A 22,990-nucleotide genomic window follows, 5' to 3' on the forward strand; every position below is an offset into this window, starting at 1 on the left:
AAAATAGTGAAAAAAGTATGAAACATCTAAGTATAAAATTAGTAAAATGCAAGGTAGCTTTGTTAAAGTTCTCAATCGTCACCTCAACACTTTAAAAACAGTTTATTCCCTATAAAAATGGTATAATGAAAGGACAAAGGAAAGGAAGTAGATATGGAACAAAAAGAGAAACATTTTAATTTATCTTGGTTTTTTAAATGGTTTTTAGATAATAAGGCTGTTACAGTTTTTTTGGTAGCCTTGTTACTAGGTCTGAATATTTTTATTTTAAGTAAGATTAGTTTTTTATTTATCCCTGTCGTTGATTTTTTATCAGTTGTCATGTTACCTGTTATTTTATCAGGATTGCTTTTTTATTTGTTAAATCCACTGGTAGATTTGATGGAGAAGTACAAGATAAATCGTGTCTTAGCAATTAGTATTATCTTTGTCATTATTGCCATACTCTTGATTATTGGTCTGGCAGTTGCGATTCCAAATCTTCAACGTCAAGTAGTTATTTTTGCGCAAAATGTACCAAATTATCTCGAAGATGCTGACAGAGTTATTGATGATCTTGTAACTAAGCGGTTACCAGATGACTTTAGACCTCAACTAGAACAGGTTCTGGCTCAATTCTCAACACAAGCAACTGCTTGGGCAAGTAATATTTCATCAAAAGCTGTGAACTGGGTGAGTGCTCTTATTAGTGGAACGTCACAAGTCATTGTTGCTTTGATTATCATGCCCTTTATGCTCTTTTATCTCCTTAGAGATGGAAAAGGTTTGAGAGATCATATCACACAATTCTTACCTAATAAATTGAGAGAACCAGTAGGTAAGGTTCTAACGGATGTGAACCAACAACTTTCTAACTATGTGAGAGGACAAATTACTGTTGCTGTTATCGTAGCGATTATGTTTATCATCTTCTTTAAAATTATTGGTTTGAGATATGCGGTGACTCTTGGTATTACTGCTGGGGTCTTAAATCTTATCCCTTATCTTGGAAGTTTCCTTGCTATGATACCAGCTCTGGTCTTAGGGTTAATTGCTGGACCAGTTATGCTCTTGAAAGTTATTATCGTTTTTATCGTAGAGCAGACAATTGAAGGTCGTTTTGTGTCTCCATTGATTTTAGGTAGTCAGCTAAACATCCATCCAATCACTATTCTATTCGTTTTGTTGACGTCTGGTTCTATGTTTGGTGTTTGGGGAGTCCTATTGGGAATTCCTGTTTATGCTTCAGCCAAAGTTGTTATTTCAGCGATTTTTGAATGGTATAAAAAAGTTAGTGGTCTGTATGAGTTAGAAGAGGAGGTTGAAGGTGAGCAATAGTCAAGAAATGCTTGAAGCTTTGGATCAGCAAGATTTAACAAGAGCTGATTACTATTTTCAAAAAGCATTGGTAGAAGACTCTGATGATCTTGTTCTGGAACTGGCTTATTATCTAGAAGGTATTGGTTTTTATCCACAAGCTCGTCAAATCTATGAAAAACTAGCTCCAATATTTCCAGAAGTAAATCTCAATCTAGCTAGTATCGCAAGTGAAGACGGACAAATCGAAGAAGCTTTTGCTTATCTGGAAGAAATTCAACCCAATAGCGATTCTTATGTATCTGCTCTTGTTTTAAAGGCTGATTTCTATCAAATGGAAGGATTGACGGATGTAGCTCGCGACAAGCTATTAGAAGCTCTTAATTACTCTGATGATCCTTTATTGATTTTTGGGCTAGCAGAGTTAGATAGTGAACTTGGAAATGATTTAGAAGCGATTAAGGGCTATGCTCAACTGGATAATCGTGAAATATATGAGCAGACAGGGATTTCGACCTATCAACGAATTGGAACTGCCTATGCTCGACTTGGAAAGTTTGAATCAGCCATAGAGTTTTTAGAAAAAGCTTTAGAGTTAGATTATGAAGATCAGACTGCATTTGAATTAGCAAGTCTTTACTTTGATCAAGAGGAATATCAAAAGGCAGTTTTATATTTTAAACAGCTGGATACTATTTCTCCAGATTTTGAAGGGTATGAGTATGGTTATAGTCAGGCTCTACATAAGGAACACCAGACTGAGCAAGCCTTACTGATAGCTCAACAAGGTTTGGAAAAAAATCCATTTGAAACACGTTTACTACTCCTTGCTTCACAATTATCTTACGAATTGCATCAACCTGAGCAGGCGGAAGCTTATCTTCTTCAAGCTCAAGAAGATGCGGAAGACCAAGAAGAAATCCTCTTGCGACTAGCAACCATGTATCAGGAGCAAGAACGGTATGAGGATATTCTAGCCTTAGAAGTATATGGGCCAGAAAATCTCTTGACTAAGTGGATGATTGCACGGAGTTACCAAGAAACTGAAGATTTGGATGTTGCCTATGAATCTTATCAGGCATTGGTTTCAGAACTCAAGGAAAATCCTGAGTTTTTAGAGCAATACATTCATCTATTACGCGAACTTGGAAGGTTTGAAGAAGCAAAAGAACAGGTCCAACACTATCTCAAGTTGGTTCCTGATGACATACAGATGCAAGATTTGTATGAACGTTTATGATGATACCAAAATAGTCGTCTTAGCAGGCGACTATTTTTATAAAATGAAAGATTTAAAAATATATAATTTCTATCATAAAAATGAATAGATACAGTATGAATTTTTAGCTTTTTTTTGATATAATTGTTATAGTTAAATTGAAAAAACTCACTCAAAAAGTGAAACATAGAAAGATTTGAATTATGACACAAGTAAAAATCGTAACAGATTCGTCAGTTACCATTGAACCAGAAGTGGTCAAAGAATTAAATATTACCGTCGTTCCGCTCTCTGTAATGATTGATAGTGTTCTTTATTCGGATGCTGATCTTGAAGAAGGGGAATTTCTTCGCTTGATGAAAGAGAGTAAAAATCTGCCTAAAACAAGTCAACCTCCAGTTGGACTCTTTGCTGAGATTTTTGATGAGTTAAGTAAAGACGGTAGTCAAATTTTAGCCATTCATATGTCTCATGCCTTATCAGGAACTGTCGAAGCAGCTCGTCAGGGTGCAAGTTTGTCAACGGCTAATGTGACCGTATTGGATAGTTCCTTTACAGACCAAGCCCTAAAGTTTCAAGTGGTTGAAGCAGCTAAGTTAGCTCAAGAAGGACAAAACATAGAAACAATTGTGGCTCATGTTGAAGAAGTCAAGAAAAACACAGAGCTCTACATCGGTGTTTCTACCTTGGAAAACCTTGTTAAAGGTGGCCGTATTGGCCGAGTGACAGGTCTTTTAAGCTCTCTATTAAATATCCGCGTAGTCATGCAGATGAAAGATGATGAATTGCAACCAATCGTTAAAGGACGTGGAGCAAAAACCTTTAAGAAATGGTTGGATGAACTAGTTTCAACACTGTCAGAGCGTTCTGTTTCTGAGATTGGTATTTCCTATTCTGGAACTAGGGACTGGGCAGAAGAGATGAAAGAAATCCTACAACCATTCGTTGAAAAACCAATCTCTGTACTTGAAACAGGTTCTATTATTCAGACCCATACAGGTGAAAATGCTTGGGCTATTTTGGTCAGATACGAGTCCTAAAAAAATAAAGAAAATAGCAAGAAATAGCGTTTTTGACTTGACCTACAAGAGAATTTAGGATATGATTGTAATTGTTAATTAGAAAATATTTGGAGGAATTATTAACATGGCAAACAAACAAGATTTGATCGCTAAAGTAGCAGAAGCTACAGAATTGACAAAGAAAGACTCAGCAGCAGCAGTTGATGCTGTATTTGCAGCAGTAGCTGATTACCTTGCAGCTGGTGAAAAAGTTCAATTGATTGGTTTTGGTAATTTCGAAGTTCGTGAGCGTGCAGCACGTAAAGGTCGCAACCCACAAACTGGTAAAGAAATCACTATCGCAGCTTCAAAAGTTCCAGCATTCAAAGCTGGTAAAGCTCTTAAAGACGCTGTTAAATAATGAATTTAGAAAAAGCCTATTGTATCAAGCTTTCTAGCTTGGTCGATAGGCTTTTTTGTAGTTTTGGGGCAAAAAGGGGGCAGGAGAGAACAGTATTTTCTATACCAGTCATAGATTTTAAGCTCTACTATTGGTAAGAATAGTGAGGCTGAGAAGCCTATCTCAAGTTAGGCTTGCAAAGAAAAGATTTAGGTCACCATCCATACAATTGGCACTAAATAGAGAGCAAACAAGGATGGTGAGAAGAGTTTCCTTTCAAGTATTGAGCCCCTTATAGTATTTATTGACAGAGTTAGTGAAAGGGTTTACAATTATATAAAAGAAGTTAGGAGGAAAGGAAGATGATTATTTCAACTACGGGAATTGAAGGGAAAAAAATCCTAGCCTACAAAGGAATTGTCTTTGGTGAAGTAGTTGCTGGAGTTAATATGTTCAAAGATATGGCTGCTGGCTTCCGTAATGTTTTTGGAGGTCGAGCGAGTAGTTATGAAGGTGAATTGACTCAAGCAAGAGAAGAAGCTATAGCAGAAATGATGGAGCGTGCAAGTGAACGTGGAGCAAATGCTATTATAGGTATAAAAATGGACTATGAAACCTTAGGTGCTGAAAATGGTATGCTGATGGTCACCTGTAGTGGAACAGCAGTGGTGGTTGACTTTTAATTTGAGGAACAAAAAAAGAACAGTCGGAACTGTTCTTTTTATGATTATTTGAGACCGTATTTTTTGTTGAAACGATCCACGCGTCCATCTGCTTGAGTGAACTTTTGACGTCCAGTGTAGAATGGGTGTGAGTCTGATGAAATTTCCACACGGATCAATGGGTAAGTTTCGCCTTCGAACTCAACAGTTTCGTTTGTGCGTTTTGTTGAACCGCTAAGGAATTGGTAACCAGTAGTTGTGTCCATGAAGACAACTGGGCGATATTCTGGATGGATATCTTTTTTCATTTTGCAATATTTCCTTTCTGCCATGGTCTCTTTGCGAGCCATAGATTGTTACCATACTAGTCTAACAGATTATGCTAAGTTTGGCAAGCTTTTTATCTATTTTTTCAGTAAGTTTTTTAATTTTTGGTAGATGACTTCATTTTCCTCTAGGCTATAGGAGTTAGCCCCACTTGCAAGTGGGTGACCTCCACCATCATGTTCTTTTGCAACACCATTGATTGGAACGAATTTACTGCGAAGTCGAACGCGATAGTGGCCATCTGCTTGTTCCACAAATATTCCCCAAAGGTTAACAGTATCAATACGACCTGGAGCACCAACAATGGCTGCTGTTTCTGCGTCTGTTACTTGATATGTTTTTAGAATTTCTTGAGTTAGAATGACACGTGCGACACCATTTTCATCAACTTCTAGGTGATCATAGACATAACCTTGAAGTTTAGCGATTTTAAAGCTCATGGTATCCATTTTACGTGTTAATTCAGCATAGTCAAAGTTATGTTCTCTTAGTTTACTAGCAATTCGAAGGGTACGAGCAGAAGTAGACGGATAAAGGAAACGGCCTGTATCGCCAATAATTCCAGCGCATAGCATTTTAGCTGCATAGTCAGACAATTCAAGATTAGTTGCTTCAGCAAAGAGAGCAATCATCTCACTGGCACTGCTCGAGTTGGTATCTACCCAAACAAGATCTCCGTATACTTCATCATTTGGATGGTGGTCAATTTTAATAATGGTTTCAGCATTGATATAACGTTTATCATCGATACGAGCAGTATTTGCTGTATCACAAATGATAGCAAGTGCTCCTTGATAATCTTTGTCTTCTACCTGATCCATCTTTGTAAGCCATGTTAGGGTCGGTTCATCATAACCGACTACCTTGATTTTTTTTTCTGGGAAATGATGTTCCAGAAGTGCTTTGAGTCCAACCTGACTTCCTAAGGCATCAGGATCGGGTTTCATGTGACGGTGAATGACAATGGTATCGTAGGCTTTAATTTTTTCTAAAATTTGATGGCAAATTTCCATAAGTAACCTCAATTCTTTCTTATTTCATTGTAGCACAAGAGTTTTTATTTTTAAAATGAAAAAGATGTGATATAATGGAGGAAGATAAATTGAGGAGGATGATATGGCATTAGCAAAAATTGTATTTGCCAGTATGACCGGTAATACCGAAGAAATTGCAGATATTGTAGCAGATAAATTGCGTGAGTTGGGCTTAGAGGTAGATGTTGATGAGTGTACAACTGTTGATGCATCTGACTTTCTTGAAGCAGATATCGCAATCGTTGCAACCTACACTTATGGTGATGGAGAGTTACCAGATGAGATGATGGACTTCTACGAAGACCTAGCAGATCTTAATTTGAGTGGCAAGATCTACGGTGTGGTAGGATCAGGCGATACTTTCTACGATGAGTTCTGTAAAGCTGTTGATGACTTTGATCGTGTATTTGTGGCAACAGGAGCTGAAAAGGGATCAGAGTGCGTCAAAGTGGATCTCTCTGCAGAAGAAGAAGATATCGAACGCTTGGAACAATTTGCAGAAGAATTGGCTGCTAAAGTAGGATAAGCATGAAGTTGCACTGATGAAAGTTGTCAGTGCAGTTTTTGTTAGTTGTCCCTAGGAATGAACTAGCCCATTTAGAAGCTTTTTATAAATTGATTCAAATTATGAAGGAGGATCTATGGATTTAGATATTATTAGACAAGAAATCGATCAAATTGATGACCAAATCGTCAAACTCTTAGAAGAAAGAATGCATCTAGTTGAGGGTGTAGTGGCTTATAAAAAAGCTTCAGGAAAAGCTATTCTAGATACTAAAAGAGAAGAAGCTATCTTTGAGAAGGTCAGAAGTCATGTCAGCAATAAAAAATACGAAGAGACAATAGTTGATAATTTTTCAGATATTCTCAAACGTTCGCGCGATTATCAGGATAAAAACATCAAATGAAAAAAGAACAATTTTACCCATTAGGAATCTTTCTAGCTGCCATGCTAGGAGGACTTATCCGATATCAGATTTCGAGATGGTTGCCAGCTAGTCCAGACTTTCCATGGGGAACTCTCTTTGCTAACTATCTAGGAATTTTCTGCTTAGTCTATCTTGTCAAAGGTTATTTGGTTTATAAGGGAAGCAGTAAAGGTGTCATTTTAGCGCTTGGAACAGGCTTCTGTGGAGGATTAACGACTTTTTCAAGCCTCATGTTAGATGGCGTGAAATTGCTGGATACAGGTTCTTACCTAAGTCTAGTAATCTATCTAGTTCTGAGCATTGGTGGTGGACTTTTATTGGCTTATTGTTTAGGGAGGAAGAAATGGTAGTATTATATCTAGCGCTTGCTTGTGGACTAGGTGCCCTCGTGCGTTATTTCTTTTCACGTTATAATCAGGGTTCAGTACTGCCTCTAGGAACTCTCATAGCTAATCTACTGGGCTGTTTTTTGATCGGATTATTTTACAATCATGTGGAGTCTAAAGAAGTCTATCTTATCCTTGCCACAGGATTTTGTGGAGGTCTAACCACTTTTTCAACCTTGAATGATGAGCTCCAAAAACTCTTGGCTGATAAGAAGGTCTTTTACAGTTATTTTCTCTTGACCTACTTAGGTGGTTTGCTTGTTATTTTTTTAGGAATTTTACTGTAAATTTCTTTACTTTTTCTAGGAAATTTGGTAAACTGTATCTTGTGTGTAATGGACGCACAAGAATACAGTTTATCCGCTGAGGAAGCTTCCTCAAGATTGACAAAGATAGGAGAATAAAATGAATCCATTAATCCAAAGCTTGACAGAAGGTCAACTTCGTACTGATATCCCATCATTCCGTCCTGGTGACACTGTTCGTGTACACGCGAAAGTTGTCGAAGGTAATCGTGAACGTATCCAGATTTTTGAAGGTGTTGTTATTGCACGTAAAGGTGCTGGCATCTCAGAAAACTACACAGTTCGTAAAATCTCTAACGGTGTAGGTGTTGAACGTATCTTCCCAATCCACACTCCACGTGTTGAGAAGATCGAAGTTGTTCGTTACGGTAAAGTACGTCGTGCGAAATTGTACTACTTGCGTGCTCTTCAAGGTAAAGCAGCTCGTATCAAAGAAATCCGTCGTTAATTCGACCAAAAAACTCTGCTCATTCGGCAGAGTTTTTCTCTAGCTCCCTTAGTTCAATGGATATAACAACTCCCTCCTAAGGAGTAGTTGCAGGTTCGATTCCTGCAGGGGGCATTTTTAGAAATGTAAACAAATACAAAGAATATTCAAAGTGTTTACTTAATGGCTATTTCTACAATTTTATTTTTAAAAATAATTTAGTATTTTTTGTCTTTTTGACCAAATTATGACCAAATTTTGACCAAAAATTATATTTTGGTCAATGACTACAGAACAAAGTGGATCTGCATAGTAACTTTGACATCTATTAATTAAAAAATAAGGCCTTCCTTTATTAGAACGTTCTTATTTTTATTAGGAATGGACATAAGATGATAAGGTTCAGATCTATGAACTTAGAAAGTAAGTACAAAGCTTTAAACAGCTTTCAAAAAGATTTGGTGTGGATTTTTTGGGATAAGGTATGTGACAAAATGAATTGATTGTTATGAAATAGAGAGCCTAAAAAATGGGGAAAATCGTTATTATTCCCCTGAACTTGATATGTTGTAAAAGACTATTTCTTGTCTGTTAAATATATCAATAACAAAATCTAAACATGATAGTCTAATATCTAATCCATTTCAAGTGAATAAGTTTATCAATCGTGTGAGTAAGAAAATTTCAAAAGAAGGAGAGATGGGTTTTCAAAAATAACCTATCTAGTCATTGTTTATATATAATTTGTATCTTTTGGTTTGTTAATTTGTATTTAAAATTTAATCATGTTACAATTAAAATTGAAATCGAATAGAAAAGGAAAATGCAAACGTGGGCACACTATTAGCAACAAGATTAAAAAATAGACGAAAAGAATTAAAAATGTCTCAGCGAGAATTGGCTGAGGGGATATGTAAACAGGGACAAATTAGTCGATTAGAGAATGGAGAATTTACTCCAGGAGCAGACTTTTTATATGCTCTGTCTAAGAAGTTAAAAGTTAGTATAGATTATTTTTTTAATGAGCAGATTGTAGAAGAGATTGATGAACTATCAGAGTTTAAGAAGTTAGCTCAGACATTTATCACAAATCGAAATTATGAGTCTTTGAAATATATATATGAATTAGAGAGTGTAAAGATGCATCGCTTGTCTCTAGTAAATAAATTTTATATGGAGTGGATAAAATCTCTTATAGATTTTTATTTCTATGGGCAACAAGAGGAGGCTGTGGCAAGATTGGAGAAGGTACTGTCTCAGTTAAGTGTAACTGACTTGACCTACCTTCAAGTTGCAAATACTCTATTTAATTTTTATTATGATATTGAAGATTTAGAGAGCTTTAATGAAATTCGAGAAAAGTTAGAGTATCAAGTAAATCAACTCAAGTTAAACACAATCGAAGAATTAAACCTTTCTATTAAATTTAATTATAATGTTTGTCGCTATCTATGGTTGCAGAATAATACTGAAGAGGCTATTACTAAAATCACAGATACGATAAAGCAATGTAAGACGTATAGAACAACATATCTTTTGGCTGATTTGTATGTATTGATGGGAAATGTCAGTAAGAATTTTTCTTCTAAAGTTGCAGTAAAAGAGTACTTTGAAACGGCTTATTTCCTGTATAAGCTTGAGGGAAATATGTCAATGGCTCTTAAAATCGAGCATTACATTGCAGATATAACAGAATAGTAAAGACGATGTTCAATTAAGCATCGTTTTTTTGAATTCAAAAATACAAATATGTATTTAATAAAAATAAATAAAAAAATATTATCAAAAATCTTGACATTATTATATTGAAGTGCTAAAATGAGTGCAAGAAAATATTAGGCTTTGTGTCTATAAAACATCTACAGAAACTTACTATAGACTGAGTGAATGTAAAGAGACTTCAGGCTTTGAAGAATTGAGAGGTAAAATTAATGAATGAATTAGAAGTTAGATTTGAACTCAACGATGAGAGGGATTATAATAATGCTATTTCATATTTAGAAAAATCTTATAAATTTAAGTGTGAAAATAAGCAAGTTGATGAATATTTTAAAACAAAAGGAAGAGAATATGAAAATGATGAAGTAGGTAGCTTTATTTACAGAATTCGCCAAGAAGATGATGATAGATCAAGTATTTTCACAAGAAAAGATACGATAAAACAAGGAATGTGGAGTGAAAGTGAAATAGAGTTGGAATCTGAAAAATTAGAATTTGTAAGGAATATCTTGCAAGATGGTTTTTCAAATATTTTCACAATAAGTAAATATAGAAAGACTTATCATGACGCATTAGAAAATAAAACGATTAATCTAGATAAGATTGATGGTCTCGGATTTTATCTTGAAATAGAGATTTTAGGAGATTTTTCAAAAGAAGATTATAATAATTTTTATGAGAAAATGTGCGGAGAGTTCTCGTTTTTAAATTCAAAAATAGAAACAAAGGGCTATGTCCAATTAATGAGAGAAAAAATGGATGTAATTGAAATTATCAAATAGTCTTGTTGGGATTGTTTACTCAATTGCTGGATTTGGAAGTTTGATAGCAGTAACCTTTCTTTCTACTTTTTTGAATAAGAAGGATGCCTTTATCTTGATGAATGTATCAATGGCAAGTGGGATGGTAGAAAATTATGTGACTATTAGTCCGTCTCGCTCCGTTAGGTGCGAGACAAATAAACCACCCGCTATGCGGGTGCGCGTCGAAGGTTATACCAAAAAAACTCCAAACACGATACAATAAAGGTGTTCAAGCCAATTGTAAAGTGAAAGGAGAAAAACATGGCACAAAAGGCTCATAGTTTATCGCACACAAAGTGGCACTGTTCTATCATATTGTGTTCACGCCTAAGTATAGACGAAAAGTCATCTATAATCAATATCGAAGCAGTTTAGGCGAAATATTTCAACGCTTGTGTAGTTATAAAGGAGTTGAAATTATCGAGGGTCACTTAATGCCAGACCATGTACATATGTAAGTAAGTATTCCATCAAGGATAAGTGTTTCGAGTTTTATGGGTTATTTAAAAGGAAAAAGTGCACTCATGATGTTTGACAAACACGCCAATCTCAAGTACAAGTTTGGGAATCAGCATTTCTGGGCGGAAGGTTATTATGTGAGTACGGTGGGACTCAATGAAGCCGCAATTAAGAAATATATCCAAGATTAAAGAAATTATCCAGTGGATGATTTCTTCACGAGTATGAAAATTTGAGAATGAGTAAAGCATGATATAGCACTAGATAAATTAAGTGTAAAAGAGTATGAGGACCTCTTTAGGGATAGTGGTAAGTAATACTAGAGCCTATTTGAGAGGCAAGTGACGAGTCGGCTTGAACAAGGTAAAAGCCAGCGTCTTTAGGCGCTGGCTGGTAATTTGGGCTTATAGCCCTGGGACAAACCACCCGTTTGACGGGTGGTCATGATTCCCAATTATCAATTAGATATTCTGGAAGAAGAGAATCAAACAAAATATAAAATCTTTATACGTGAGACAACCTCATACTTTGTATATAACAAAGAACATTCGGATAAGAATCAGTATGTCAAAGGACGAACCTTGATAAGGTAGCTAACCAACGATAGTCGAGTAATACCATACAGAAGACCTACAGTTAAGAGTTTTCAGGAAAAGATTATTGATATTAACCTCTTCATTGAATTAACTGAAGCAGATAAGAAATACCAAGACATTAAAGACGAGTTAGTAAAAGAAATAGCAGAGATAGATATAAAACTAAATCAAATTAATGAAAAAATCGCCAACTTAAATAAGATGGCGGAAGTGCTTATCAATTTGAAGAGTGAAGATGTGAGCAGTCGAAAGCTTACAAGATATGACTTTTTAAAATTAAATTTGCCAGAATCAATTACAGTCGAACAAGTAACCGAAGAAATAAGAGTGTTTCAAGAGGAGCTAGGTCATTATCTTTATGAGTATGAGGGATTAGTAAAAAAGCTAGAGATGTTTGTAAAAGTACTGAATGATAAGAATTTTTATAAAAAATTTAGTATAGAAATACTATTGGAATAACAAGAACTAATCCTATGGTGGTTAAAGATTAACTATCTTTATGCTATTGATTAATATATTTGTCATAGTGCTCTTGGTACTGTGCTTTTATATTATGTTCTCCTAGAATTTCAAATACCTGAAGTGCTTGTTTCATCTTTTCGATTCCGTTCGCAGGATTGCACTTAAATTCAAAGTATCCACATGTATATAAGAAGACGGTTTGTTCATAATAGTTTAATTCATTATTTAGTAATTTTTTTATTTCTTTGATTAGAAAACTACAATTTTGAAATTCTTCTTTATCAATACTAACAATTAGGCAATTGATTGCCAATTGTGTAACAAGCCGTTTATTTGTCTTATTTAATGTTGAATAGATATAATTTTTTAACATTTCTATAGTTAATAGGAAGTAGGAGTTATATTTAATTGTTCTTACACAGTTACCTAATAGGATAATTTCATAGTAACCCCAGTTTTCAACTTTAAAAAGATAATCTGTTAGCTGTAATAACTCCTCGTCCGAGGGGAGAAAATTTTTATTTGTTGTATAGAGAATCGATTTTACCATTGTCTTTTCATAAGGACCCAAGTTATAACTTGAAGAGTTTGATAGTAATTCAATAATACTATCAAAATTTTTTGTGGAGTAGTGTTTTCGAATATATTGCACCAAGTTAGCGAATGATCCAGTTTTAGTAGAATTATTGTCATGAAGAATAATAAATTCATCCAAAGTTATATGTAATTTATCTAAAATATTGATTAGTCGAATACAAGAGATTTCTGATTCTCCCCGTTCAAATCTAGAGATTTGAGATTTAGATAAATTACTATCAGCAATTGAACATAAACTGATTTGCTTTCCTTTTCTAATTTTTCTGAGTGTTATACCAAGTTTTGATTTCATAATTTTCCCGTTTTCCTAACAAAAAAGTAATTGATTTTTATTTATTGTACAATAAATAAAAACTGAAAGGAAGTCTAAATATGAAGAAAATTTTAAAAAATTCCCTAATTTTATTGTTGGTTATGGATATTATTATTGTCGGTGGATAAAATGTTTAGGTGTACACCTAAGTCTTTAGAGATCATCTAAAGACCTAGTACTGGTTGGAAGACACGATGAAAGATAGTATGGTTAATTATTGGTTAAATTATTTTCCGGAGTATAGTTTAGAAACGTTTGAAGTAGAATAGATATTAAGGACCTTTCTTTCTCTTATTCCAAAGACTCAGCTCCTGTAATAGAAAATTTAAATTTGACTATTGAGTCAGGACAGAGAATTGCACTAGTCGGTCAACCGAGGTCAGGAAAAAGTACGTTATCAAAAATACCATCAGGATTATATAAGATTGATACAGGAAAAGTTTTATTTGATTGTGTAAATATTAATCAAATAGATAAAAAATATTAAGTCAAAATTTAGAAGTAGTTCCACAGGATTCATTTTTATTGAACAGAAGTATTCTTGATAATATAACTTTAAAGCACGAAGTTACTTCACAAAAGATAGAGGAAGTTTGTAAAGCAGTTCAAATCTATGATGAAATCATGGCTATGCCGATGAAATTTAACACTATCATCTCAGATTTGGGTTCAAATATTTCAGGTGGTCAAAGACAACGGATAGCACTGGCACGTGCATTAATAAATAACCCTAGTATTGTAATTTTAGATGAAGCAACTAGTGCATTAGACACTATTAATGAGGAAAGAATAACAAAGTATATAAAAAGTAAGGGCTGTACTCAAATAATTGTAGCTCATAGATTGTCAACGATTAAGGATGCGGATATTATTTTTGTAATGAAAAGTGGTAAGATTGTTGAGTCAGGAAATCATAAGTACTTAATGGCTCTTGGTGGAGAGTACTACAGCTTATATACAAAAAGGAAATTAGGTGTAAAGAAAATGAAGAAAGAAAATGAATATATAATTTCAACATCAGCCTCACTAGGGGTGATGATTGGAATAGTGTTTGCAATTTTTTTAGATTTTCCAGTTGAATATGGTATTTCTTTAGGCTTGTTGAATGGAATAGTATTGGGGTCGCTGATTTCTTACAAAAACAATAAGAATTAAGCATAATTTTTTGCTGTAAACTAAGGAGTAGAGATGGCTATAGTTGAAATTATAAATCTAACAAAAAGCTTTAAAGATATTGAAGTTATTCATAACACTTCTAGTAGAATTATTATCATGAAGAATAATAAATTCATCCAAAGTTATATGTAATTGAACATAAACTGATTTGCTTTCCTTTTCGAATTTTTCTGAGTGTTATACCAAGTTTTGATTTTATATTTCCCATTTTCCCAACAAAATTTCAAAGGTTTTTTATTTATTATACAATAAATAAAAAATAAAGGGAGGTTCAGTATGAAAAAACTTTTAAAATTTACATGAATATTGTTATTGATTATGGATATTATCATTATAGTCGGAGGTTGAATCTTACCTGTACAGGTAAGTGTTTAGTTATAACTTAACGCTTATTTTGGATTATTATGAAATAGATGGTGATTTTAGAGTATCTGGCGAGGATGTATATTTCATTGAGTTAGTAACTATGTATGGTTTAAGTGAAAATAGTGCGGTACCAACTCTTGCAAAGAGGTTTGGAATAAGTCTTACCGATTTAATAAAAAGTGATATTCATCGTGGTTTAACTAGAAAGAAGGGACATTTTGGATATTAACAAGAAAACGTTTTATACAATTACTTTTGGTGAGTTTATATCAAATGTTGGAGATAGATTTCAGAAAATTGCTTTTCCAATCTTAATTTACCAAGAATTTCATTCGTCTTTTGCAATGGGAGGAATGGTGATTATTGAATTGTTACCTCAATTCTTCTTGGGATTTGTTATGGGTTACTTATTAGATAATTTCAATAAGAAAAAAATACTATTATGGTCTACATTAATACCTGCATTATTATGTAGTGTAATACCATTATTTTCAAAATATTCAGTTCCTATATTTTTTTACTATATTATTGCATTTTTACTTCCTTTGTTTTCTACACTTTTCCAAACAGGATTCTCAGTCATTACTCCTGCCTTATTTGAGAAGGAAAAATTGCAAAAATATAATTCTCAGTTTCAAGGTGTACGAACTATTTCAAAATTAATCTCTCCAGCCCTAGCAGGGGTACTAATGTTAAAGTTTAATATTAATAGCATTTTTTTAATAAATAGTACTTCTTTCTTGTTATTATTTCTTTCAATATTAATTTCATATATTCCAGATCAAGAACACAAGGAGAATGGTAATGATGATATAAAAGAAATTTTTGTAGGTTTTAAAGAGAACTTTACAAATATTAAGTTGAGGATTTCTTTACTCTTTACTATTGTTGTGAATATCGCTATGCTAGGCTTCAATGCAACGATTATTTATTATTTACAGGATCAATTAAAATTATCAAATAGTCTTGTTGGGATTGTTTACTCCATTGCTGGATTTGGTAGTTTGATAGCAGTAACCCTTCTTTCTACTTTTTTGAATAAGAAGGATACCTTTATCTTAATGAATATATCAATGGCAACTATCCCACTTGTCATTATGGCAAGCGGAATAGTAGAAAATTGGATTTTTTTTGGAATTTGTTACTCAATTTTGAGTGGACTAATTACAATAGCTTCTGTATCAATTACAACAATACAGCAACAAGAAAGTACTGATTATAATATTGGTAAAATACTTTCTAGTTCTTTTGTAATAGCTACCATTTTTGCTCCTTTTGGAGGGATACTGGCTGCTTATTTTAATTGGCTTTTAAACCCGAGATTAAGTCTAGTTATTTTGGGATTACTAAGTAGTTTATTGGTTATTCTTATAAAGAGTTATGAAAAAAATCTAACTAAGAAAAGAACTGCAATATTTATAAAGGAAGATTAGTGGATTAATTATCATTAGAAAAAATAATATTAATTCGTAGTAAAATAAAAAATTGAAAAAGGTTTTACATAATGTACTACCTTTTTCAGATTTAATAATTATTAAGGGGATAGAACTAGAGACCAAAAATACTGAATTTTAAACTGCACCCCAAAAGTAAGATTTTTTCTGTCTAACTTTTGGGGTCAGTACATTATCTCTAACTTCTGGGGTGCTTTTTCTATATTCAAATTATTTTACAATACCCAAGTTCGAATGGCATGAGCAACGCCAGATTCGTCATTAGATTTAGTGATGTATTTGGCGATTTTTTTGAGTTCTGGATTTCCGTTTTCCATAACAACGGGGTTACCTACGACTTCAAGCATAGCACGGTCATTTTCTTCGTCTCCGATAGCCATGGTTTCATCTTTGGTAAATCCTAGTTTCTCAGCCAAGTGAGTAATAGCTGAACCTTTATCTACACCTTTTTTGAGAAGTTCAAGGTAGAAAGGAGCAGATTTGTTGATGGAGTAGCGCTCATAAAATTCTGCAGGAATCTTTTCAATAGCGGCATCCAGAATTTCAGGCTCATCGATAAACATACATTTGACGATTTCCTTGTCAGCCATTTCTTCAGGTGTACGGTAGAAAATAGGCATGCTGACGAGGGTTGATTCGTGAACGGTATATTTTCCAATATTGCGATTGGCAGTATAGATGCCGTCCTTGGTAATAGCGTGCATATGGACGCCAAGTTTGCGGCTGAGGAATTCCATATCTAGATAATCCTCATAAGTCAAGGATTCGCTGATAATTTCATGTCCTGTAGCAGTTTCTTGGACAAGGGCACCGTTGAAGGTCACTACATAGTCACCTTCATCTCTTAATTTCAAGTCATCTAGAAGTTTGGCAACTCCTGCGATAGGACGTCCAGTTGCAATCATAACTTTGACACCAGCTTCTTTGGCATCTTGGATGGCTGCAAATACCTCAGGAGTGATTTCCTTTTGACTGTTGACAAGGGTTCCATCGATATCGACGGCAACTAGTTTAATACTCATATAGTTCCTCTTTTAGTTTTTATTTGGTTTAAAATGATCGTTTTCAATCAACTGTAAAAATTGCTGGGTGATGCTTGCGAAGATGCTGTTTTGGTCCAACATTTCTTTTGGGAAATAGAAACGATTATCTCCGTGGCGACTGCCAGCAAGGGATTGAACGATAGGAGATAGGCTAGAGAGTTCTGCTAGTTCTCCATTTTTCTGTAAAATCTCAATCTGTGTTCGTGGGTTTTCTGATTCGGGGCGATAGATATCATAAGGAAGGTCAAAGTTCTTATGGATAGCTGTGTAATATTCGGGCTCAAAGCCTATATCTTCTACCAGTTTTCTCATAGATGCAAGCTGTTCTTGATCTTCTTGTGAAAAGGTGATTGATTTAAAGACCTTGCGATTGACAAAACGCTGCGACAGGTCAGCTAAAATCTTGTCAGAACTGGTCATCCATAGTTGGAAATAGGTATTCATAACTCCGTCATCCAAAGATAGATAGTCAGCTAAGCTAACATTTTTTTCGAAAAATGGCAGTAGATGTGGGGATGTAAGTGTAAAGAAGTCCTTGTTTCCTGGATAAAGTTCTTTAGCACGTTTCAAAAGATTCTGCAGAAGTACTTCCATAGCACGTGTTGCTGGATGGAAATATACCTGCATATACATTTGATAGCGACTAAGAACATAGTCTTCGATGGCATGCATCCCGTTTCGTTGAAAGGCAATTCCGTTCTCGATAGGGCGAATAACTCGTAAGATACGTGTTAGGTCAAATTCCCCATAAGAAGCCCCTGTGAAGTAGGAGTCTCGCAAGAGATAGTCCATGCGATCTGCATCGATTTGACTCGAAATCAGTTGGACCACCTGCTTATTTGGATAAGTGTGGTCTATAACGCTAGCTACCTTTTTGGGGAAATCTGGGGCTACCTGTAAAAGAACCTGGTGAATTTCTGTCTCAGGACTTTGGATAATTTCCTGCGTAATCGCCTCATGATCGGTATCAAAGAGATTTTCAAAGGTATGCGAGTAGGCACCATGTCCTAAGTCATGAAGGAGGGCTGCAGTCATGGTTAGGAGGGACTCCGAAGGATCCCATTCTTTAGGATACTTTTCCTCAAAAATCTCGATGATGCGACGTGCAATCTCGTAAACCCCCAGACAGTGAGAGAAACGACTATGTTCTCCACCATGAAAGGTATAGCTGGATGTTCCGAGTTGCTTGATACGACGCAATCGTTGAAATTCTTTGGTATTGATTAAGTCATAGATAATCTGATTATCAACATGGATATAATTGTGAACAGGGTCACGAAATACTTTTTCATTCATAAAACCATTATAGCAAAAAGCTACAGTTTTTGGTAGAATAGTAGGATAAGAGTGTAGAAAGAGGACTTGAAGTGAAGATTCGAATGAGAAATACCATCCAATTTGATGAACAATTGGAAGTGATCGACCAACTTTATGACGTTGAGTTACGTGAGAAAGGTGATTTTTCCTATCTCCTTTTTTACAATGAGGAGAAGGAAAAAGTGGTACTCAAGTTTAATGATACAGAGTTGGTGATGTCTCGATTTTCCAACCCTAAGACCATCATGCGTTTTCTGAAGGAAACTGATAGTTTAACCTATATTCCTACACCAATGGGGATACAGGAGTTTATCATCCAAACAAGCCATTATCAAGTTGAACAACAAAAGATTGAACTAGCCTATCAACTACAAAACAAAGAAGGAAATCCATTTGCAAACTATCGCTTAGAAATTACCTGGAGATAAAAAGTCGGTGGAGGAGAAATCGATAGACAAAGTTTCGATTTCCTAGTTCCAAATCAGCTAGCAGGTCAAATTTTTTTGCTAATAAAAAATGAGGTTGGGATTTTTATCCCAGCCTCTATTTGATATATAGTTCTTGATTTTTCAAGACGATTTCACGTACACTTGCAAATTTCTTAAGTTTTTTAAGCTCTTCTGGATGTGTTACAAGAGTGATGACATAGCCATCTTTACCCATTCGACCTGTACGTCCAGCACGGTGAGTATAGGTTTCCATATCCCTAGGGACATCAAAGTTGAGCACACATTCCAGGCTGTCAATGTCGATGCCACGAGCTAGAAGGTCTGTTGCAAGAAGTAGTGTTAGCTGATTATCTTTGAATTTTTCTAAGATAACTTTTCTAAATTTGACGTTGGCATCGCTAGCTAGTGAAACAGCTAAAACATCACGATACTGCAATTTTTCCTCAGCACTTCCAAGATCTGACAAGCTATTAAAGAAGACGAGTCCACGGAAGTTTTCGACATGTGCCAGTTTTCTAAGCATATCTACTCGATGACGTTGGTCTACTTGCATGTAGAAGTGTTGGATGTTATCGAGCTTTTGATCGGATAGATCAATCGTGCGCGTGTTAGGTGCAATCTTATCTTGGTCAAATTTGGTAGTGGCACTCATATAGATGAGTTGGTGGTCACGAGGTGCGTAGTGAGTGATTTTCTCAACAAAGTGAATTTGAGAATCATCTAGCAACTGGTCAAACTCATCAAGTATGATAGTCTCCACATTCATCATCTTGATTTTTTTCAATTTGATCAGTTCAAAGATACGACCAGGAGTTCCAATTAGAATTTCTGGTCCTTTTTTTAGTCGTTCGATTTGACGTTTCTGACTCGAACCAGAAAGGAAGAGCTGAGCAGTCAAGCCAATAGCTTCCCCCCACGTTTTGGTTACCTCAAAAATCTGACCAGCCAGTTCAGTATTTGGAGCTAAAATCAATAGTTGCTGCGCTTTTTTCTTTTGGAGACGAAGAAGACTTGGTAGGAGATAAGCTAAAGTCTTACCTGTACCAGTTGGACTGACTCCAAGGAGAGTTTCACCTTCTAAAATCGGATCAAAAAGCTGAGTTTGAATGGGTGTGAATTCTTGAAAGCCGAGTTGTTCGGTTAGCTCTAGCCATTCTGTAGGTAGTTTGGTTTTCATTTTTCTGCCTCAAATCTAATGCCAGCAGTCTGGCGCATAGTGTATATTAGGTTATGGACGTGTGACGCATCCTCTAACCAAGCTTGGTAAAGTTCTAGGTTTGGCTGTTTGATCATGTTAGCAAAAGCAGCGACCTCCTCAGTCATGGTATGAGGTGCCTGCTGAATAGGTAGATGTGTTTCATTACCTTGATGATCTGTAAAAATAGCTGATCGAACATGTTCAATAGTGTTGAGCGTCAAGGTTCCATCTGTTGTATATATTTCACAAGGCAGATTAGAAGTAATGTTTTTACCAGCTTTGATATGAACTTGATATTCAGGATAAGATAGGATACCATCTCCATTTAAATCAATGGTGTTGTCAAGTTGCTGAGCTTGATAGGTCGCATCAAGTGCCTTTCCAAACAAGCGAACCGCAGCATAGATCGGATAAATTCCCAAGTCCATGAGAGCCCCGCCAGCAAAACGGTCTGAAAAGACATTCGGAGTGTTTCCAGAAAGAAGGTCTGGCATCTTAGAAGAATACTTGGCATAGTTAAAATCTGCCCCTAAAACTTGCTTGTCTGCAAGAAAGTCTTTAATTGTCGCAAAAGCATCTTCGTGATAGTTTCTTGCTGCTTCAAAGATAAAACATTGATTTTCTTGAGCTGTTTGAACTAAATCCTGCCATTCTTGTGGTTGAGTCACCGCTGGTTTTTCAAGGATAACATGCTTGCCAGCAGATAAAGCGGCCTTAGCTTGAGTAAAGTGTAGAGAATTTGGACTTGCGATATAGACAACATCAAATTCAGATTGGAAGAAATCCTCTAAATTATCAAATAGACTAACATTTTGATAAGGACTGGTAAATTGCTGAGCAGTCGTGAGCTTTCTTGAATAAACAGCCACTAACTGGAATTCCTGACTAGTATGAGCAGCTTCTATAAAGTGGTGACTGATTGAACCAGTACCGATAATACCAAGTTTTAGCATGAAATCTCCTTTTCTACAAGTAATGACTGCTTTCATTATATCACAGATAGACTAAACTAGCCAAAGGGAGACAAATCTTTTATTTGACACTTCGAAAAATTAAGAAAAATGGTACAATAGTTTTAGTAGAATTAGGAGTGTAGTATGAGATTATTACCAGTGAGAAAAATTTCTCGTCATTCAAAAAGATTGGCGCTTTTTTTGACTTTTTGTGCGGGCTATGTAGACGCCTATACCTTTATCGAAAGAGGAAATACCCTAGTTGCAGGTCAAACTGGAAATGTGGTTTTTTTATCAGTTGGAATCGTTCAACACAATGTAGCAGATGCTGGAGTGAAAATATTGACCCTTCTGTCTTTTATGTTGGGAGTTTTTGTACTAACCATTTACAAGGACAAGTTTAGAATTGTCAAAAAACCGATTTTATCTCTGGTCCCTCTGGCAATTTTATCTATAGTTGTCGGTTTTGTCCCCCTGACAGTTGATAATATTTACATTGTTCCTCCTCTGGCCTTTTGTATGGGACTTGTAACAACAGCATTCGGAGAAGTTTCGGGAATTGCATACAATAATGCTTTTATGACGGGAAATATTAAACGAACTATGTTGGCTTTCGGGGACTATGTTCGAACCAAACATACTCCCTTTTTGCGAGAAGGTCTAATCTTTGTTAGTTTGCTATCGAGTTTTGTTCTTGGAGTTGTTGTCTCAGCTTATCTAAGTATTTTTTATGAAGAAAAAACAATTTTAGGAATTCCAATCATGATGAGTATTTTTTATCTAAGTATGCTTTTTGCTAATTGGAGGAAAAAAGTCGGAGAAAAAGCTTAATTTTGATGATAAATGCTTGTCAAAAAATAGGAATCATGCTATACTTGTAGAGTTGACTATGCACAGTCCTGTGCAACCGCACGAACATCGTTGCTTGATTTTCAAGTGTAAGTGGTTCGTCCCACGATGCTAGGCGAGTCTTCACAAAAATACGGGGAAACCCAAAAAATCATAGGAGGTGCATAATGAGCACATACGCAATTATCAAAACTGGCGGAAAACAAGTTAAAGTTGAAGTTGGTCAAGCAGTTTACGTTGAAAAATTGAACGTTGAAGCTGGTCAAGAAGTTACTTTTAACGAAGTTGTTCTTGTTGGTGGTGAAAACACTGTTGTCGGAACTCCACTTGTTGCTGGAGCTACTGTAGTTGGAACTGTTGAAAAACAAGGAAAACAAAAGAAAGTTGTTACTTACAAGTACAAACCTAAAAAAGGTAGTCACCGTAAACAAGGTCACCGTCAACCATATACTAAAGTTGTCATCAACGCAATCAACGCTTAATTTTAAGGAGAACACATGATACAAGCAGTCTTTGAGAGAGCCGAAGATGGCGAGCTGAGGAGTGCGGAGATTACTGGACACGCCAAAATTGGCGAAAACGGCTTTGACGTCGTGTGTGCATCGGTTTCTACGCTTGCCACTAACTTTGTCAATTCTATTGAGAAATTTGCAGGCTATGAACCAATCTTACAATTAAACGAAGATGAAGATGGTTATCTAATGGTGGAAATTCCTAAAGATATCCCTTCACATCAGAGAGAAATGACTCAGTTATTCTTTGAATCATTTTTCTTAGGAATGGCAAACTTATCGGAGGACTCTTCTGAGTTCGTCCAAACCAGAGTTATCACAGAAAACTAACACGGAGGAAAACATTATGTTAAAAATGACTCTTACTAACATGCAACTTTTCGCCCACAAAAAAGGTGGAGGTTCTACATCAAACGGACGCGATTCACAAGCAAAACGTCTTGGAGCTAAAGCAGCTGACGGACAAACTGTAACAGGTGGATCAATCCTTTACCGTCAACGTGGTACACACATCTATCCAGGTGTAAACGTTGGACGTGGTGGAGACGATACTTTGTTCGCTAAAGTTGAAGGCGTAGTACGCTTTGAACGTAAAGGTCGCGATAAAAAACAAGTTTCTGTTTACCCAATCGCAAAATAAAAAGGTCCAGTGAACCTTTTTATCCCGAGCCTTGAAATGAAAAGGCGAGGAAGCTAGAAGTAGCATTAAATAAGGCTTTCCGAGTTTTCGGAGAGCCT

At 35.5% G+C, this 22,990-nt stretch carries 28 protein-coding genes, 1 tRNA gene, 3 pseudogenes and 1 other annotated feature; of the genes and pseudogenes, 24 read left to right on the top strand and 8 right to left on the bottom strand.

The window, feature by feature from the left end; all coding sequences use genetic code 11:
- The first annotated feature begins 153 nt into the window (after window positions 1-153).
- From QM450_RS07955 to QM450_RS07975, 5 genes are all read left to right on the top strand, one after another.
- Window positions 154-1,317: an AI-2E family transporter gene (locus QM450_RS07955; RefSeq protein WP_153224983.1), complete on the top strand. Its 1,164-nt coding sequence runs from the start codon at window positions 154-156 to the stop codon at window positions 1,315-1,317.
- Window positions 1,307-2,536: a tetratricopeptide repeat protein gene (locus QM450_RS07960; RefSeq protein WP_414320224.1), complete on the top strand. Its 1,230-nt coding sequence runs from the start codon at window positions 1,307-1,309 to the stop codon at window positions 2,534-2,536. Before QM450_RS07955 ends, QM450_RS07960 begins: the two co-directional genes overlap by 11 nt.
- A gap of 182 nt (window positions 2,537-2,718) precedes the next feature.
- Window positions 2,719-3,555, top strand: coding sequence for a DegV family protein (locus QM450_RS07965; RefSeq protein ID WP_153224982.1), 837 nt, complete (start codon window positions 2,719-2,721; stop codon window positions 3,553-3,555).
- 106 nt (window positions 3,556-3,661) lie between these two features.
- Window positions 3,662-3,937 (top strand): HU family DNA-binding protein, encoded by a 276-nt coding sequence (locus QM450_RS07970; protein WP_001284633.1) that lies wholly within the window; start codon window positions 3,662-3,664, stop codon window positions 3,935-3,937.
- A gap of 341 nt (window positions 3,938-4,278) precedes the next feature.
- Entirely contained in the window at window positions 4,279-4,599 is a 321-nt protein-coding gene (locus QM450_RS07975; RefSeq protein WP_153224981.1) for a heavy metal-binding domain-containing protein, read from the top strand.
- Between the two features lie 44 nt (window positions 4,600-4,643).
- Here the strand turns inward: QM450_RS07975 and QM450_RS07980 are convergent, their stop codons facing one another.
- The gene (locus QM450_RS07980) at window positions 4,644-4,886 is read right to left on the bottom strand and encodes a type B 50S ribosomal protein L31 (protein ID WP_096408869.1); all 243 of its coding nucleotides are present in this window, start codon (window positions 4,884-4,886) and stop codon (window positions 4,644-4,646) included.
- 96 nt (window positions 4,887-4,982) lie between these two features.
- Window positions 4,983-5,918 (bottom strand): DHH family phosphoesterase, encoded by a 936-nt coding sequence (locus QM450_RS07985; protein WP_414320225.1) that lies wholly within the window; start codon window positions 5,916-5,918, stop codon window positions 4,983-4,985.
- Between the two features lie 103 nt (window positions 5,919-6,021).
- Here QM450_RS07985 and QM450_RS07990 point away from each other — a divergent pair, with 103 nt between their 5' ends.
- The 10 genes and pseudogenes from QM450_RS07990 to QM450_RS08035 form a co-directional block, all read left to right on the top strand.
- A complete protein-coding gene (locus tag QM450_RS07990; RefSeq protein WP_001162134.1) occupies window positions 6,022-6,465 on the top strand; it encodes a flavodoxin in 444 nt (147 codons plus the stop codon).
- Window positions 6,466-6,580: 115 nt separating this feature from the next.
- On the top strand, window positions 6,581-6,847 hold the full coding sequence (locus QM450_RS07995; RefSeq protein WP_414320226.1) for a chorismate mutase: 267 nt from the start codon (window positions 6,581-6,583) through the stop codon (window positions 6,845-6,847).
- The gene (crcB, locus tag QM450_RS08000) at window positions 6,844-7,218 is read left to right on the top strand and encodes a fluoride efflux transporter CrcB (protein ID WP_414320227.1); all 375 of its coding nucleotides are present in this window, start codon (window positions 6,844-6,846) and stop codon (window positions 7,216-7,218) included. Before QM450_RS07995 ends, crcB (QM450_RS08000) begins: the two co-directional genes overlap by 4 nt.
- Entirely contained in the window at window positions 7,212-7,541 is a 330-nt protein-coding gene (crcB, locus tag QM450_RS08005) for a fluoride efflux transporter CrcB (protein WP_281334922.1), read from the top strand. Before crcB (QM450_RS08000) ends, crcB (QM450_RS08005) begins: the two co-directional genes overlap by 7 nt.
- A 118-nt stretch (window positions 7,542-7,659) precedes the next feature.
- Window positions 7,660-8,007, top strand: coding sequence for a 50S ribosomal protein L19 (rplS, locus tag QM450_RS08010; protein ID WP_001068669.1), 348 nt, complete (start codon window positions 7,660-7,662; stop codon window positions 8,005-8,007).
- 42 nt (window positions 8,008-8,049) lie between these two features.
- Window positions 8,050-8,121: transfer RNA gene (locus tag QM450_RS08015), tRNA-Arg, on the top strand.
- A gap of 696 nt (window positions 8,122-8,817) precedes the next feature.
- Window positions 8,818-9,684 (top strand): helix-turn-helix domain-containing protein, encoded by an 867-nt coding sequence (locus tag QM450_RS08020; RefSeq protein ID WP_075232432.1) that lies wholly within the window; start codon window positions 8,818-8,820, stop codon window positions 9,682-9,684.
- A 233-nt stretch (window positions 9,685-9,917) separates the two neighbouring features.
- Window positions 9,918-10,487, top strand: coding sequence for a CYTH domain-containing protein (locus QM450_RS08025; protein WP_075232431.1), 570 nt, complete (start codon window positions 9,918-9,920; stop codon window positions 10,485-10,487).
- A gap of 282 nt (window positions 10,488-10,769) precedes the next feature.
- Window positions 10,770-11,284: pseudogene (gene tnpA, locus QM450_RS08030) on the top strand (IS200/IS605 family transposase).
- Window positions 11,285-11,404: 120 nt separating this feature from the next.
- A pseudogene (locus tag QM450_RS08035) lies at window positions 11,405-12,022 on the top strand (helical hairpin domain-containing protein); the annotation flags it as partial.
- A 43-nt stretch (window positions 12,023-12,065) separates the two neighbouring features.
- On the opposite strand, the gene QM450_RS08040 reads toward QM450_RS08035, so the two are convergent.
- Window positions 12,066-12,914, bottom strand: coding sequence for a helix-turn-helix domain-containing protein (locus QM450_RS08040; protein WP_075232429.1), 849 nt, complete (start codon window positions 12,912-12,914; stop codon window positions 12,066-12,068).
- A gap of 352 nt (window positions 12,915-13,266) precedes the next feature.
- Between QM450_RS08040 and QM450_RS08045 the strand changes: the two genes are divergently transcribed.
- Entirely contained in the window at window positions 13,267-13,422 is a 156-nt protein-coding gene (locus tag QM450_RS08045; RefSeq protein ID WP_261676390.1) for an ATP-binding cassette domain-containing protein, read from the top strand.
- Between the two features lie 38 nt (window positions 13,423-13,460).
- A complete protein-coding gene (locus QM450_RS08050; protein WP_261676388.1) occupies window positions 13,461-14,090 on the top strand; it encodes an ATP-binding cassette domain-containing protein in 630 nt (209 codons plus the stop codon).
- A gap of 96 nt (window positions 14,091-14,186) precedes the next feature.
- On the opposite strand, the pseudogene QM450_RS08055 reads toward QM450_RS08050, so the two are convergent.
- Window positions 14,187-14,310, bottom strand: a pseudogene (locus QM450_RS08055) (Rgg/GadR/MutR family transcriptional regulator); the annotation flags it as partial.
- 195 nt (window positions 14,311-14,505) lie between these two features.
- Between QM450_RS08055 and QM450_RS08060 the strand changes: the two are divergent.
- Complete coding sequence (locus QM450_RS08060; protein ID WP_261676387.1) at window positions 14,506-14,706, top strand: hypothetical protein; 201 nt, start codon at window positions 14,506-14,508, stop codon at window positions 14,704-14,706.
- Window positions 14,696-15,910 (top strand): MFS transporter, encoded by a 1,215-nt coding sequence (locus QM450_RS08065; protein ID WP_414320228.1) that lies wholly within the window; start codon window positions 14,696-14,698, stop codon window positions 15,908-15,910. The genes QM450_RS08060 and QM450_RS08065 overlap by 11 nt, the downstream gene beginning before the upstream one ends.
- A gap of 236 nt (window positions 15,911-16,146) precedes the next feature.
- Here QM450_RS08065 and yidA read toward each other — a convergent pair whose 3' ends face one another.
- Entirely contained in the window at window positions 16,147-16,953 is an 807-nt protein-coding gene (gene yidA / locus QM450_RS08070) for a sugar-phosphatase (protein WP_414320229.1), read from the bottom strand.
- Window positions 16,954-16,965: 12 nt separating this feature from the next.
- Window positions 16,966-18,270 (bottom strand): HD domain-containing protein, encoded by a 1,305-nt coding sequence (locus tag QM450_RS08075; RefSeq protein WP_414320230.1) that lies wholly within the window; start codon window positions 18,268-18,270, stop codon window positions 16,966-16,968.
- A 71-nt stretch (window positions 18,271-18,341) separates the two neighbouring features.
- Here QM450_RS08075 and QM450_RS08080 point away from each other — a divergent pair, with 71 nt between their 5' ends.
- Window positions 18,342-18,719: a DUF1934 domain-containing protein gene (locus QM450_RS08080; RefSeq protein ID WP_414320231.1), complete on the top strand. Its 378-nt coding sequence runs from the start codon at window positions 18,342-18,344 to the stop codon at window positions 18,717-18,719.
- Between the two features lie 115 nt (window positions 18,720-18,834).
- On the opposite strand, the gene QM450_RS08085 is transcribed toward QM450_RS08080, so the two are convergent.
- Both QM450_RS08085 and QM450_RS08090 read right to left on the bottom strand, forming a co-directional pair.
- A complete protein-coding gene (locus QM450_RS08085; RefSeq protein WP_414320232.1) occupies window positions 18,835-19,917 on the bottom strand; it encodes a DEAD/DEAH box helicase in 1,083 nt (360 codons plus the stop codon).
- The gene (locus QM450_RS08090) at window positions 19,914-20,891 is read right to left on the bottom strand and encodes a Gfo/Idh/MocA family protein (RefSeq protein ID WP_414320233.1); all 978 of its coding nucleotides are present in this window, start codon (window positions 20,889-20,891) and stop codon (window positions 19,914-19,916) included. Before QM450_RS08090 ends, QM450_RS08085 begins: the two co-directional genes overlap by 4 nt.
- A gap of 144 nt (window positions 20,892-21,035) precedes the next feature.
- Here QM450_RS08090 and QM450_RS08095 point away from each other — a divergent pair, with 144 nt between their 5' ends.
- The 4 genes from QM450_RS08095 (at window position 21,036) to rpmA (ending at window position 22,892) form a co-directional block, all read left to right on the top strand.
- On the top strand, window positions 21,036-21,722 hold the full coding sequence (locus tag QM450_RS08095; RefSeq protein ID WP_414318413.1) for a YoaK family protein: 687 nt from the start codon (window positions 21,036-21,038) through the stop codon (window positions 21,720-21,722).
- Between the two features lie 64 nt (window positions 21,723-21,786).
- Window positions 21,787-21,873: a sequence feature (ribosomal protein L21 leader region), on the top strand.
- A gap of 34 nt (window positions 21,874-21,907) precedes the next feature.
- Window positions 21,908-22,222 carry a 50S ribosomal protein L21 gene (rplU, locus tag QM450_RS08100; RefSeq protein WP_000109141.1) on the top strand — a complete coding sequence of 105 codons (315 nt, stop codon included), beginning with the start codon at window positions 21,908-21,910 and terminating at the stop codon, window positions 22,220-22,222.
- Window positions 22,223-22,237: 15 nt separating this feature from the next.
- Window positions 22,238-22,582 carry a ribosomal-processing cysteine protease Prp gene (locus QM450_RS08105; protein ID WP_075229048.1) on the top strand — a complete coding sequence of 115 codons (345 nt, stop codon included), beginning with the start codon at window positions 22,238-22,240 and terminating at the stop codon, window positions 22,580-22,582.
- Between the two features lie 16 nt (window positions 22,583-22,598).
- Window positions 22,599-22,892, top strand: a complete 294-nt coding sequence (gene rpmA / locus QM450_RS08110; RefSeq protein WP_075229047.1) for a 50S ribosomal protein L27 — start codon at window positions 22,599-22,601, stop codon at window positions 22,890-22,892.
- Window positions 22,893-22,990: the final 98 nt, after the last annotated feature.

The organism is Streptococcus infantis, assembly GCF_047464615.1.
Taxonomy (GTDB): Bacteria; Bacillota; Bacilli; order Lactobacillales; family Streptococcaceae; genus Streptococcus; species Streptococcus infantis_Y.